Origin of the sequence: Xanthomonas sontii, assembly GCF_040529055.1 — a bacterium.
Taxonomy (GTDB): Bacteria; Pseudomonadota; Gammaproteobacteria; order Xanthomonadales; family Xanthomonadaceae; genus Xanthomonas_A; species Xanthomonas_A sontii.
This window is the reverse complement of the sequence record NZ_CP132342.1, coordinates 936,277-950,000: the sequence shown is the minus strand read 5'-3', so window position 1 is coordinate 950,000 and position 13,724 is coordinate 936,277. Positions and strand designations below refer to the sequence as shown.

The following is a 13,724-nucleotide window of genomic DNA, read 5'->3' as shown; positions in this document are numbered from 1 at the left end:
GTAGCGGGCCGCGCAGTTTAATGGCCCCGAAAAAAAGGTCAACCGTTTTTTTGCGCGCCCTTGCAGCGCTGCGTGCTGCCGCGCTCTCCTCTCTATTGGTAAGGGCGCGGCACAGCTGATCGCCGGCGTTTGCCCGAGAATGCAGGTTGCGCTCCACCATGGAACTCCGCATGACCGCTGCTGCCCGCGCGCTCTGGCGCGACGCTTCGCTGCCCGCGCTGATCGCCGGCTTCGTCACCGTGCTGGTCGGCTTCACCAGTTCGGCGGCGATCGTGTTCGAGGCCGCGCGCAGCGTCGGCGCCTCGCAGGCACAGATCGCGTCCTGGATGTGGGCGCTGGGGCTGGGCATGGGCCTGACCTGCATCGGGCTGTCGCTGCGCTACCGGATGCCGGTGGTCACCGCCTGGTCCACGCCCGGTGCAGCCTTGCTGATCGGCAGCGGTGGCGGACTGCCGCTGTCCGATGCCATCGGCGCCTTCGTGGTGGTGGCGGTGTTGTCCACGCTGGCCGGCTTCTCCGGCCTGTTCGAACGCCTGCTGCGGCGCATTCCGCTGTCGCTGGCCTCGGCGATGCTGGCCGGCGTGTTGCTGCGCTTCGGCCTGGACGTGTTCGTGGCGATGCAGCACCAGCTGGCCATGGCGCTGGCGATGTTCGCCACCTATCTGCTCGGGCGCCGCACCTTCCCGCGCTATGCGGTGATCGCCACCCTGCTGGTCGGCATCGCCGTGGCCGCGGGCAGCGGCACGCTGCACCTGGAGGCGGCGCGGTTGCGCCTGGCGCAGCCGGTGCTGGTGTGGCCGACGCTGTCGTGGCAGGCGCTGTTCGGGATCGCGCTGCCGCTGTTCGTGGTGACGATGACCTCGCAGAACCTGCCCGGAGTGGCAGCGATCCGCGCGTCCGGCTATGCGGTGCCGATCTCGCCGACCATCGGCTGGATCGGCGTGGTCAATACGCTGCTGGCGCCGTTCGGCGCCTACGGACTGAACCTGGCGGCGATCACCGCGGCGATCTGCATGGGCCGCGAGGCGCAGGAGGATCCGCAGCGGCGCTACATGGCCGCGGTGTTCGCCGGGGTCTTCTATCTGCTGATCGGCGTGTTCGGCGCCACGGTGGCCGCGCTGTTCGCGGCCTTTCCCAGGGAATTGGTGATGGCGATCGCCGGCATCGCGCTGTTCGGCACCATCGGCAACAGCCTGGCCTCGGCGCTGCGCGAGGAACGCGAGCGCGAGCCGGCGCTGATCGCGTTCCTGGTCACCGCGTCGGGACTGTCGCTGTTCGGTATCGGCGCGGCGCTGTGGGGCCTGCTGGCCGGTGCGGCGACGCTGGCGCTGTGGCGGCGCAGCCGCTGAGGCCGCGCCGCCGCACCGGACTCAGCGTGGGTCGCGCAACTGCAGCAGCCAGTGGCTGGGCACGCCGGAGTGATCGGGCAGCGGTTCGAAATCGAACTGGCGGTGCACGGCCGTGCTGCCGTCCACGCGCAGCGGCAGGGTGACGTAGGCGGCTCGGCCCTGCCGCAGCAGCGTGTCGATGCGCTGGGTCTCCGCCAGCACCGCCTCGCTGGCGTACAGGCGCTCCAGGTCGCAGCCGATCAATTCTGCGACCTCGCGCTCGTACAGGGCGGCGAAGGCCTCGTTGACGAAGGCCAGGCGGCTGCGCCGCGCACCCTCGCCGCGCTCGACGATCGCCACCGGTTCGCGCAGCCGCGACAGCGAGGCCTCCAACAGGGCGAAATCCTGCTGGAAGCGCTTGCGTTCCATCAGCTCGATCAGCACCCGCAGACTGCGCGCCGATTCCAGGCTGATCGGCGACCAGGGCCGTGCGCGGCCACGCACGGTCTCCTGCCACAGGTCGAAGCTCTTGCGCGGCGACAGCCGCGAGCCGGCGATGTCCTGCAGCTTGGCCAACTGCGGATTGCCCGCCCAGTTGACCGTGCGCACCTGTTCGCGACGGGTCCACAGCAGCGCGCTGCGCGCCTGCGGCATCAGCGGCACGAAGATGAAGCCGGCCGCCAGCGGCGCCAGATCGGCCAGCGCCGGGAAGGTCTCGCCGATCTGGTCCGAGTGCAGGGCGCCGACCGCGTCGTGGCGCAGCGCTTCGTGATGGGTGGACTCGATCTGCTCGCGGATCCGCGCCAGGTCCTCGGTGGCCGGCAGCATGCCGTGGCGGGTGACGTGGTCGCCATGGAACACCGCCACGCCGTCGGCATCGACCACGTCGAGCAGGTCCGAGGCCATCTCGTCGAGCATGGACGCGGTCAGCATCTCGGCGTCGTTGAAGTTGGTGATCAGCTTCTCGCGCACGGTCAGCAGCACCGACTCGGTGCGCGCGCGCGCCACCGCGGTGATCGCGCCGATGCGCCCGGCCAATGCACGGCTCAATGCATCGGCGACGTCGCGCATCTCGTGGTTGCAGAAATACGGGCGGTAGTGATGGCAGGCGATCAGCCCCCACAGCGCGTCGTTGACCACGATCGAGGCCACCAGGGTGGCGGTGACGCCCATGTTGGCCAGGTACTCCAGGTGCACCGGCGAGACGCTGCGCAGGCTGACGTCGCTCAGGTCCACCGGCGCGCGCAGGCGCGGATGCAGGGTGGGCTGGATCGGCGACGGCACGTAGCCGACGTTGGCGATCTGGCGCACGCGGTTGCGCAGGTACAGCGCGCGGGCCTGCGCCGGAATGTCGCTGGCCGGATAGTGCAGGCCGAGATACGGCTCCAGTTCCGCCGCGCGCGCCTCGGCGACCACGTCGCCGTTCCAGTCGTCGTCGAAGCGGTAGATCATCACCCGGTCGTAGCCGATCAGGCTGCGCAGGCTCTTGGCGGCGCGCTGGCAGGCCTCCTCGATGCTGTGGTCGGCCTCCAGCCGGCGCAGCACCGGCAGCGCTTCGCGCAGGGTGGCGTCGGCCAGCGGCGCGTCGCGTGGCTCCAGTTCCAGCAGCCACTGCTCCGGATACAGATGCCAGGCGCCGACCCAGCGCTGCGTGGCGGCCGCGTCCTTGAACCCCACTTCGACATAGGCCAGGTCGCTGCGCTCGGCCGCGTCTGGCAGCAGCCGCGTGCGCGGATCCTCCAGCACGAGCAGGGCGTCGTAGCGCTGTCCGAGCAATTCGTCCAGCGGCCGGCCGAACAGGTCGGCGGCACTGGCGCTGGCCTGGACGACGCGCCCGTCCTGCGGCTCGATCACCAGCAGCACGCCGTGCGGCTGCACCGAGCCAGGGATATGGATCGGCTCGCGTGCGCATGCGTCCATGTCCAGGGGCACGACGATGTCGCTCATGCGGCGATCTCCAGGGCGAAGTGGGTGTGGAAGTGCGCGAACATGGCGCGGGCGCCGTCGACCGCGGCCTGCTGCAGCGGCGCGGTCGGCAAGGCCCGCTCCAGGCGCTGCTGGAAGTGTCGCCAGGCGGCCGGGTCGGCATGGCCGAGTTCGAAATAGGACAACGCCGGCGCGGCGCCGGCCAGGGTCTGGCGCAGGTGCCGGGCGATCACCCGCCCGCCCAGGCGCGAGCCCTCGACCACGTAGAGCATGCCCCAACGGGTCCCGGCCTCGGCGGCCGGCGGCAGCGGTTGCGGCGCTGGCGGCGCTGCCCGCAGCGCGTGCAGATCCTGCGCCAGCAGCGGGGTGCGCGGCTGGTACCGCCAGTGCGCGTCGCCGCAGTCGCGCAGCCAGGCCGCTTCGCGCTGTTCCCAGCCGGCCAGCACCGCGTGATGGCGACGCAGCACCTGCACGTAGTCGGCCAGCGACAGCGCCGGGTCCATCAGCGCGCGCATCGCCGGCAGGTCTTCCACCGCCTGGTGCTGCTGCGCAGTGGCCTCGCGCAGCAAGCGCGCAGCGGTCAGCGGCAGGGCGGTTCCGTCGGGAGGAGACATCATGCAGGCGACTGGTACAGCAGCCGGCCGGCCGCGACGAAAGAGAGGACACAGCGTAACAATCGCGACCGCGCGGTGCCAGGCGAGGCCGTGCGGGAGGCGACGGCGTCCATCCCGCAAACTGAGCCGTTCATGCCGGACGCGCCGCCGGACCTGCGCCTCAGCCGCCGGCCGCCGCGGCCTCCGGCACCCGCGCGCGGCGCCAAGCCACGATCCAGCCGCCGCCCAGCAACAGCGCCGCCAGCAGCCACGGCACGCCGGGGAAGTGCAGCAAGGCATGCGGGCCGATGAAGGCGGCGAACACCCATGCGTACAAGAGCGGCCCGATCACCCCGGCCAGGCTGACCAGGCTCATCAGTGCGCCCTGGATGCGGCCCTGCGCGTCGGCGCCGACGTGGCGGGTGACGATCGCCTGCGCCGCCGGCCCGGCCACCGCCCATAGCGCGCTGATCGGCACACCGAGCAGGAACAGCGCGCCGCTGCCGGCCACGCTGTAGATGGCGAAGCCGATCACGCCGCAGCCCAGGCCGAACAACAGCGCGCCGCGCTCGCCGAAGCGGCGCACCACCCGCGCCACCAGCACGGCGTTGACCACGATGCTGCACACGCCGACCAGGGCCAGCACCCAGCTGACCTGTTTCGGTCCCCAACCGAAACGGTAGTCGGCGAACAGGACGAAGATGCTCGGGTAGACGTAGTGCGCCAGGTTGGCCAGGAAGATCACCGCGGCCAGCGCGAACACCTGCGGATAGCGCTGCAGCAGGCGCAGCGCGCCGAACGGATTGGCATGCGCCCAGTCCACGCGCGCGGTGCGCCGTTCCGGCGCCAGCGATTCGGGCAGCACCCACAGGCCGTAGAGGAAGTTGAGCAGAGCCAGCCCGGCGGCGAACCAGAACGGCGCGCGCAGGTGCAGGCTGCCGAGCCAGCCGCCCAGCAGCGGACCGACCACGAAACCGACGCCGAACGCGGCGCCGATGATGCCGTAGGCCTGGGCGCGCTTGTCGGCCGGGGTGATGTCGGCGATGTAGGCGTTGGCCGAGGTGAAGCTGGCCGAGAACACGCCGGAGACCATGCGTGCCAGCAGCAGCACCGGCAGGCTCTGCGCCAGCGCCATCACCATGAAGTCCACGCCCAGCCCCAGGCACGAGGCCAGGATCACCGGGCGCCGGCCGTAGCGGTCGGACAATGCGCCCTGCAGCGGCGAGCTGACGAATTGCAGGGCGGCGAACAGGAAGCCGAACCAGCCGACCCAGCGGGCCGCGGCAGCGAAGTCCCCGCCGGTGAAGCCGCGCACCAGCGTGGGCAGCACCGGAATGATGACGCCGAAGGACAGCACGTCGATCAGCAGGGTGACGAAGATGAAGGCGACCGCGGCGCGGCGTGAGCGGACAGCGGGAGTCGGAGCGTGCACGGCAGGCCTCCTGGCGGACGCGGCAGTGTAATCGGCGTACCTGGCCATCGGCGCACCCGTGGGTGTGGGAGGTGGCCGATTGGAACGAGCGGCGTGCCTGCGACACCGTGGTGGCTCGGCTGGCCGTCGCGGGAGCGCTTGCACCGCGACCGGTGGGGTCATGGCGTCGGAACTGAAGTCCCTCCCGCAGCAGTTTCCAGGCTGGCTGATTGCGACTCGAAGCCCAAGCCCCCTTCCTGCACCAGCGGCGCAGCCAGGCCGCTTGTCGTAGGGGCGGTTTCAACCGCGACCTGAGGGACCGAGGCGTCGGGACTGAAGTCCCTCCCACAGAAGTTTCCGGGCTGGCTGATTGCGACTCGAAGCCCAAGCCCCCTTCCTGCACCAGCGGCGCAGCCAGGCTGCTTGTCGCAGGAGCGGTCTCAACCGCGACCTGAAGGACCGAGGCGTCGGGACTGAAGTCCCTCCCACAACAGGGTCGAGGCTTGGCGGATTGTGCCGGAACCGACGTCCTCTACACCGAGCGACTCCCCTCTCCCGTCGGGAGAGGGGTCGGGGGTGAGGGTCCGGCGGAGGCAGCGGCGCCACTCATGCCACCAAGGCGCGGCGGCGCAGCAGTTAACGCCGGACCGTCACCAATGCCGACTGGCGGGCCGCAGCAGGTGGTGCCGCCGTCCGGCCGCGGTCACTCGGCCGGGGTCACAACGCCGCGACAGAGATCGTCTGCTGCAGCACGTGCTGGGCGCCCGGGGCCAGTTCGATCACCTCGGGTCCGGCGTTGGCCGCTTCCAGGCACACGAACTGGCGCCAGTGCGGTCCGACGTCGGCCATCTTCTGTGCGCCGGCCTCGCCCGGGTTCCAGGCCACCAGCGTGCGGCTGCCGGTGGTGACGATCTCGATGCGGCGCTGCAGGCCCGGGTCCAGCAGGGTGTAGCGGCCGCCGGCGCCGGTGTAGATGCGGTCGCTGCGGCCGGGGTCGCGCGGATCCTGCAGGCTCCAGTCGCCGTGCTGGCGATGCGGTGTGGCGTAGTTCTCGAACTTGTCCAGGTAGTCCAGGCCGTCCAGGCCCTGCACCCGCACCTGGGTGGCGTCGGCGACACGGAAGTAGTTGTGCAGGGCCTGGGTGAAGCGGGCGGGCGCGGTGCCGACGTTGTCGGTGACCAGGCGCTGCTCCAGGGTGGCGCCAATGCGCAACTGCATGCGCAGGCGCAGCGGCAGGTCGTCGAAGTCGGGCGGCGCCAGGGTCAGCACCAGCGTGCCGTCGGCCTCGCGCCGCGCGTCCTTCAGTTGCCAGGGTACGGTGCGCACGAAGCCGTGCGCGGGCACGGCGTCGCTCTGGCCCTGGCGGCCGAAGTACGGCCAGCACACCGGGGTGCCGCCGCGGATCGGGGTCGGCGTGGGCTGCGCGCTCGGCGACAGCCACAGCGCGTCGGTGCCGCCCTTGGGCACGAACGACAGCACCTGGCCGCCGAACAGGCTGATCGCGGCGGTGGACTGCGGGGTCTCCACCAGCAGCGAGGGATAGCCGTGGAAATCGCCTGTGCTCAGGCCGGGGACGTCGGACATGGGGTGGATGCTCCGTGGCGCGGGGGAGTGGGCGAAGGCTGGGTAAGCGGCCGGCAGCCGGAATGCGGTGGGCGGGGTGCCGCCGAACTGCGTCTTTGTAGGTGTAGGTGTAGGTGCTGGCGACGATGCCGGTGCAGGCGATTGCGGCGGCGTGGCCGGTGTCGGCGCGGGTGCCGCAGGCGCGCCGCCGGCCTCGCGGCGCAGCGCATCGAGGATGCGTTGCCCGGCGCGACCGTCCGCCGGCTGCAGGCCCAGGCGTTGCTGCTCGGCCTGGATCGCGCGGCGGGTGGCGGTGCCGATGGCGCCGTCGGCCTGGCCGATGGCGTGGCCGCGCGCCAGCAGCAGGGTCTGCAGTTCGCGCCGTTCGGGGCGGCCCAGGCCCGGATCGTCGGTCGGCCAGGCCGCGACCAGCCCGGGCTTGCCGCGCAGCCGGTCGGACAGCAGCGCGATCGCCAGCGCATAGCTTTCGGCGGCGTTGTAGGCGTAGATCGCGTCGTAGTTGCGGAACACCAGGAACGCCGGGCCATGCACGCCGGCCGGGATCAGCACCGCTGCCGGCGTCTGCGCGGCCAACGCCGGCAGCGCGCCGCCGTCGGCGGCGGTGAGGCCACGCGCGCGCCAGTCCGACAGCGGCCGGCGCTGGGTGCGCCCGGCCAGCGCCGGGTCGAAGCCCGCCGGCAGCTTCACCTCCAGCCCCCACGGCTGGCCGCTCTGCCAGCCGGCGAGCTTGAGATAGTTGGCGGTGGAGGCCAGCGCATCGGGAATGCTGGCGACCAGGTCGCGGCGGCCGTCGCCATCACCGTCCACGGCGACGCGGGCGTAGGTGCTGGGCATGAACTGGGTATGGCCGAAGGCGCCGGCCCAGGACCCGGTCAGGCCCTCGGGGCGCAGGTCGCCGGCCTGCAGCAGCTTCAGCAGCGCGAACAGCTCGCTGCGGAAGAACGGCTGGCGGCGGCCTTCGCAGGACAGGGTCAGCAGCGACACCAGCAGCGGGCGCTTGCCGGAGATGCGGCCGTAGTCGCTCTCCACGCCCCACACCGCGACCACCGTCTCCGGGTCGACACCGTACTGCTGCGCCACCTGCGCGAGCAGGTCGCGATGCGCGGCGAGCATGGCGCGACCATCGTCGATGCGCTGGCTGTCGACCAGGCCGGCCAGGTAGTCCCAGATCGGCGTGGTGAACTCGGGCTGGGCGTCGAGCAGCGGCAGCACGCTCGGGTCCGGCTGCAGACCGGCGGTGAAGCGGTCGAAGGACGCCTCGGCGACGCCCGCCTTCGCCGCAGCCGTGCGCAGGCCGGCCACGCAGCTGGCGAAGGCCGGATCGGGCGTGGACGGCGCCGCCGCGGGTGGGGTCTGCGCGAGCGCGCACGGGGCCGCCAGCAGCAGGATCCAGGCCAAACGCATCATCGCAACATCCTCGCCGACGGCAGGGCCGACATCATAAACAACCGCCGCGTGTGCGCTCCGCTCACGCGACGCGGGCGGCAGGCACGCGACCGGCAGCGCGTTCCGAGCGTGGCCTGGTTGGCGGATCGCGCGGCACGATGTCGCGGCCGCGACACGCATGGCGTTCCGGCCGCTGCGGCATTCCGTCGGAGCGCCAGAGGGCCAACGCTTGCCCCGCCAACGAACGGCGGTGTGCGGGCGTGCGCCCCGCCGGCGCGACGCGCGACGCTCAGTCCAGCGCGTCGAGGTAGTACCAGCGCCCGTCCTCGCGCACGAAGCGGCTGTGCTCGGTCATGCGCACGGCGCTGCCGCCGCCGATGCGATAGCGCGCCAGGAAGGCGACCTCGGCGCTGTCGGCGCCGGTCTGCAGCACCCGCTGCACGGTGAGGCCGAGCCACGCCGTGCGTGGATCGATCTCCACCTGCGGCGGACAGGTCGACGGATGCCAGCTCGCGCGCAGGTAATCGGCGTCCTGGCGCACGTAGGCGCTGTAGCGCGAGCGCATCAAGGATTCGGCATCCGGCGCAGGGGTGCCGGCGTGGTACGGCCCGCAGCACTGCGCGTAGTCGCGCGGACGGCCGCAGGGGCAGGGATCGGCAAGGCGCGGGGCGGACGGAGACATGTGCCGATTGTGCCGGCTGCGGCGACACGGCGCACGCCGCGCACGCGTCGCGGCCGGTGGCGGCTATGCTTGCGGCCCCTTGCGCGGAGCGCCGGCGTGCTCGAGTCGATCCCCACCGAACTGCCCTGGCTGCTGTGCATCGCCTTCGTCGCCGGGCTGGTGGACGCGGCGGTGGGCGGCGGCGGCCTGATCCAGTTGCCCGGACTGTTCGCGACCTTGCCGCAACAGGCGCCCGCCGTGATCCTGGGCACCAACAAGTTCAGTTCCATGGCCGGCACCGGCACCGCCGCCTGGCGCTATGCGCGCCACGTGCGCCTGCCGTGGCGGCCGGTGCTCTATGCGACCGCCGCCGCGTTCGTGTTCGCCTTCCTCGGCGCCACGGCGGTGAGCCTGCTGCCGAAACAGGCGGTGCGCCCGCTGATCCTGGTGCTGCTGATCGCGATGCTGGGCTATACGCTGATCAAGAAGGACTTCGGCGCGTTGCACCGCCCGCGCCACATCGGCCGCCGCGAATTGGCGATCGCGCTGGCGATCGGCGCGGCGATCGGGTTCTACGACGGCTTCTTCGGGCCGGGCACCGGCAGCTTCCTGATCTTCCTGTTCATCCGCTTCTTCGGTCTGGATTTCCTGCGCGCCTCGGCCGCGTCGAAGGTTGTGAACCTGGCCACCAACCTGGCCGCGCTGTGCTTCTTCGTGCCCAGCGGCAAGATCCTGCTGGCCGCGGCGGTGCCGATGGCCGTGGCCAACGTGGCCGGCGCGGTGACCGGCACGCGGCTGGCGCTGCGCGGCGGCACGCCGTTGATCCGGCAGTTGTTCCTGGTGCTGGTGGTGGTGCTGATCGGCAAGATGGGCTGGGATCTGCTGCACTGAGCGTAGTGCGCGGCACCGTGTGGTTGCCGCGTGCCATCCCTCCCAACGATGGTGCAGCGCGCGGCCGATCGGCACGCGCGACCGCAAGTGCCGCTCAGTGGCCGCGGCGCTTGCCGCTCGCAGGCGGCGTCTTGACTGCTGCCGCCTTGGCCGGCTTCGCAGGTTTGCTGCCTGTGCCTGCTTTCACCGGCTTCGCCGACGCCGACCGCGCGGCTGGCCGCGTTGCCGCGGACGCAGCTGCCGCAGCCGCGGTGGACGTGCGTGGCGCCTTCGCCGAGGTGGCCTTGGCCGAGGACGGCGCGGCACGCGTGCCGGCGCGTTTGCCCGGCGCCGCTGGCGACGCCTTGCGCGGGGTCGACTTGGCGCCATTGCCGCGGCCATCGTGCGCCTTGGCGGAGGCACGCGCCGGCATGGCAACGGTGTCTGCCACAGTCGCTGCGCCGGGCTCGGCGATGGTGGCCGCTGCGTCCGCGGCCGGCGGCGGCAGATCGGCGCCAGCCTGATCCATCGCCGCGCGGGATTCCACCGCAGGCGTCGTCGCCTCGTTGCGGCTGCGCTCGGGCAGCTTCAACCGGTGCGCCTGCTCGTCGTATTCGATCAGCAGCACGCCGGAGTTGTGGCGGCCGCTGATCTCGACGAAGCAGGCGCCGCCGATGAACGGCTCCAGCGTCATCACCGACTTCAGCGGCGTGGCCACCACCATCTGGAAACCGAAGTTCTCGAAGATGTTCATCGCCAGCGCGGTGAACTCGTTGTCGGCCTTGTCGAAGGCCTCGTCCAGCACCACCGCGGCGTAGCGCGGCAGTTCGCCGTCCTCGCCGCCGAGCTGGTAGCGCAGCGCCGCGGCCAGGCAGGTGGTGGCCAGCTTCTGCCGCTGGCCGCCGGACTTGCCGGCGCCGCTGCGGTAGATCTCCACCTGCGCACGGCTGTCCGCATCCAGTTCCACGCCGACGAACTCCACATGCTGGCGCACGTCCAGCACCTGCTCGCGCCAGCGCCGCAGCTCCGGCTCCTGCGCACCGAGCCGCTGCACCAGCCCGCGCAGCATGGCGAATTGCGCCTCGGCCAGGGCACGATCCTCGGTCTGCTGATGGCCGAGCACGGCGCGCAACTGCTGCTGGAACTCCTGCACCTCGAGCAGGCGCCGGTCACTGACTTCGATGGTCAGCAGGGTGCCGCGGTTGAACGGCACCTGCTCCAGGCTGGCGTTGACCTCGTCCATGCGCTGCTTGATCGCCTTGTGCGCTTCGGCGGTGTAGCGCTGCAGGGCCAGCAGGTTGTTCTTGCTCTGGGTCTGCAGCAAGTCGAAGAAGCGCCCTTCGTGGCGCGGCAGGCCGTCGCTCTCCAGGCGCTGCAGGCGCGCCAGGAAATCGTCGGCGCTGGCCAGGCTGACGGTGAAGTCGCCGCTGTCCTCCGGCCACTGCTGGCAGTAGCGGCGGAAGCAGTCCAGCACCTGCTGGCTCAGCCGCGCGTCCTGCGCCTGGCTCTGCGCCAGCTGTTCGCCGAGCCCGCGCTCGACGCTGCGCAGATGCGCTTCCAGGTTGTCCAGGCTCAGCGGCGGCAGCGCGGCCAGGCGCGCGTCCAGCCCTGCGACCTGCGCCGGGCCGATCACCGCGGTGGCCACGCGCGCGGCGCAGGTCTCGCGCTGCGCTTCCAGGCGCGCGCGCTCGCGGCTCACCTGCGCGCGCTCCAGGCGCACGTCCTCGTAGGTACGACGCGCTTGGTCGCGGCGCGCGCGGACGGTGGCGATCTGCTCGCCCAGCGCGCGCAGCGCGGTGTCGCCCTCGCGCAGTTGCAGCAGTTGCTCGGCGATGTCGCTCAGGCGCTGCAGCTTGGGCGCCACGTCGATCTCGTCCCACTCGCGCTCGGCCAGGGTGTGCGCGGCCAGTTGCCGGCCCTGGTCCTGTTCGCGCTGCTTGCGCAGGGCGGCGACGTCGGCGTCGCAGGCGGCGATGCGCTGCGCCAGGGTCTGCCCCTCGCGCTCGAAGACCTTGAGCTTGTCGCGGTTGTCGTAGCCGAGCAGCCAGCGCTTGCGGTCGCCGACCGCGTGGCGGTCGTCCTTCTCGTAGCGATCGCCCGGATGCTTGACCTGGCCCTCGCGGGTGATCGCGCGCTCTGCATCGCGCAATTGCGCCACGGTATCGACGCAGGTGTAGTCGAAACGCCGCGCCAGTTCCTGGCGCAGCCACGGCGCATAGGCATGGTCGCGCAGTTCCAGCTTGCGCAGCAGCGACTTCGCATCGGGCTCGCGCTGCTGCAGCGGCGCGTTGTGGCGCACGCGGAAGTACACCAGGCGGGTGCCGAGCTGGGTCTTGTTGACCCAGTCGGCGACGCTGGCGTAGTGGCGTTCGTCGACCAGCAGCGACTGCGCGAAGCCGTGCAGCACGCGCTCGATCGCGCCGCGCCAGGCAGCCTGGTCGGCCTCCACCTGCACCAGCTCGCCGACGAACGGCAGGGCGGCTTCGGACAGGCCGGTCTCGGCGCACAGCCGCGCACGCAGCGCCTGCATCGGCGCGGGAATGCTGGAAGGCGCCTTCAGCAGCGCCTCGATCTCGGTGCGGATGACCGCGAAACGGCGTTCGTCCTCGCGGCGCTCGGCCATGCGCTCGGCGATCGCCTCGTCCAGGCTGCTGGCCTCGCCGGCGACGCCGTCGCGCAACGCGCGCGCCTGCGCCACCTGCTCGGCGAAACCGCTGGCGCTGCTGGCCAGGCCCATGCCGAGCTGGCGGCAGGCCTGTTCGACCTGGCTGCGGCGGCGCATGCGCTCGTCGCGCTCGCGTTCGACGCGGCCGCGTTCGCGCTCCAGCGCCTCGACCTGCTCGCCGCCCTGCGCGCGCTGCTGCGTCTCCAGCTCGGCCAGGGTCTGTTCGTGGTTGTCCAGCGCTTCGCGGCGCTGCCCTTCCTCGCCGGCCAGGCCGCGGTCCTGCGTGTCCAGTTCCTGCAGGCGCGCGTCCAGCAGGGCCAGGCGGCGCTGCTCGCGGTAGCCGTCGATGCCCAGTTGCAGTTCGCGCAGCTCGCCGACGCTGTGGCGCAACGCCAGCAGTTCGGCGTGGTAGTCGCGCGCCGGGGTCAGGGTTTCCACCTGGCGCCGCGCGGTCACCACCGCGTGGTGCGCGCCGTCGAGTTCGGCGAAGTCCTCGACCAGACGGTCGGCGGCCTCGAAGGTGCGCGGCTCGTCGAGCATGAAGCTGCGCAGGAAGGCGTTGAGGTCGCCCAGGTTCTTCGCCGACTGGGTCTTGTGCAGCAGCCGCAGCGCCATCTCGTTGCCGATGCCGAGCAGGTGGCGGAAGCGCTCGGCGTAGCCGGCGAAGCTGTCGAAGTGGTGCACGTCCTCGCCCAGGCGCAGCTTGAGCCGGCGCAGGTCCAGGTCGAAGCCGTCCAGCTCGGCGGCCACGTCGAAGCCGCGCGGCACCACCATGTAGTGCTTGCGCACGTCGGCCGCGGCGGTGCCGCTGCCGGCGATCCAGAACAGCCGCACCAGGCTCACCGCCTGACCCTGCGCGTTGCGGTACTCCAGCGCCAGCGCAGACCAGGTCGCGCCCTTGCGCAGGTACTGGGTGGCGATCTCGCCGGAGGCGCTGTCCTGCTGGTCGGCCCAGGCGCCGCGCACGTAGGACACCAGGCTGCGGTCGCGACCGCTGCGCTCGGCCTCGCGCGCGGCGGCGTTGAAATCGACGATGCTCGGCGGGGTCAGCAGCGCCGACATCGCATCGAGCAGGGTCGACTTGCCCGAACCGGAGCGACCGACGAACAGGAAGCCCTTCTCGGCGATCGGCACGTCGGTCAGGCCGTTGAAGGTGCCCCAGTTGTGCACCTGCAGGCGGCGCATGCGGTACTGCTGCGCGCGCTGCTCGGCCAGGGTCTCGGCGAACAGGGACGGGGCGACGGGGACGGTGGACGATTCGGACAGGGACGTCATCGGGAACTCATCGGAAAACGGGGAC

At 71.7% G+C, this 13,724-nt stretch carries 8 protein-coding genes; 2 read left to right on the top strand and 6 right to left on the bottom strand.

All coding sequences use genetic code 11. The features are described 5' to 3' along the window. Positions 1-170 precede the first annotated feature (170 nt). Positions 171-1,349 carry a benzoate/H(+) symporter BenE family transporter gene (locus RAB70_RS04060; RefSeq protein WP_148827718.1) on the top strand — a complete coding sequence of 393 codons (1,179 nt, stop codon included), beginning with the start codon at positions 171-173 and terminating at the stop codon, positions 1,347-1,349. Between the two features lie 21 nt (positions 1,350-1,370). On the opposite strand, the gene bphP is transcribed toward RAB70_RS04060, so the two are convergent. From bphP to RAB70_RS04035, 5 genes are all read right to left on the bottom strand, one after another. Continuing rightward, positions 1,371-3,275 (bottom strand): bacteriophytochrome BphP, encoded by a 1,905-nt coding sequence (gene bphP / locus RAB70_RS04055; RefSeq protein WP_148827719.1) that lies wholly within the window; start codon positions 3,273-3,275, stop codon positions 1,371-1,373. Continuing rightward, positions 3,272-3,871, bottom strand: a complete 600-nt coding sequence (locus RAB70_RS04050) for a biliverdin-producing heme oxygenase (RefSeq protein WP_148827720.1) — start codon at positions 3,869-3,871, stop codon at positions 3,272-3,274. The genes bphP and RAB70_RS04050 overlap by 4 nt, the downstream gene beginning before the upstream one ends. Before the next feature lie 157 nt (positions 3,872-4,028). After that, positions 4,029-5,279: a TCR/Tet family MFS transporter gene (locus RAB70_RS04045; RefSeq protein WP_148827721.1), complete on the bottom strand. Its 1,251-nt coding sequence runs from the start codon at positions 5,277-5,279 to the stop codon at positions 4,029-4,031. A 696-nt stretch (positions 5,280-5,975) separates the two neighbouring features. Beyond that, the gene (locus tag RAB70_RS04040; RefSeq protein WP_148827743.1) at positions 5,976-8,246 is read right to left on the bottom strand and encodes a lytic murein transglycosylase; all 2,271 of its coding nucleotides are present in this window, start codon (positions 8,244-8,246) and stop codon (positions 5,976-5,978) included. 271 nt (positions 8,247-8,517) lie between these two features. Then, positions 8,518-8,910, bottom strand: coding sequence for a YchJ family metal-binding protein (locus RAB70_RS04035; protein WP_148827722.1), 393 nt, complete (start codon positions 8,908-8,910; stop codon positions 8,518-8,520). A gap of 96 nt (positions 8,911-9,006) precedes the next feature. Between RAB70_RS04035 and RAB70_RS04030 the strand changes: the two genes are divergently transcribed. Continuing rightward, positions 9,007-9,780, top strand: coding sequence for a TSUP family transporter (locus RAB70_RS04030; RefSeq protein ID WP_148827723.1), 774 nt, complete (start codon positions 9,007-9,009; stop codon positions 9,778-9,780). Positions 9,781-9,874: 94 nt separating this feature from the next. Here RAB70_RS04030 and RAB70_RS04025 read toward each other — a convergent pair whose 3' ends face one another. Beyond that, the gene (locus tag RAB70_RS04025) at positions 9,875-13,699 is read right to left on the bottom strand and encodes an ATP-binding protein (RefSeq protein WP_148827724.1); all 3,825 of its coding nucleotides are present in this window, start codon (positions 13,697-13,699) and stop codon (positions 9,875-9,877) included. Positions 13,700-13,724: the final 25 nt, after the last annotated feature.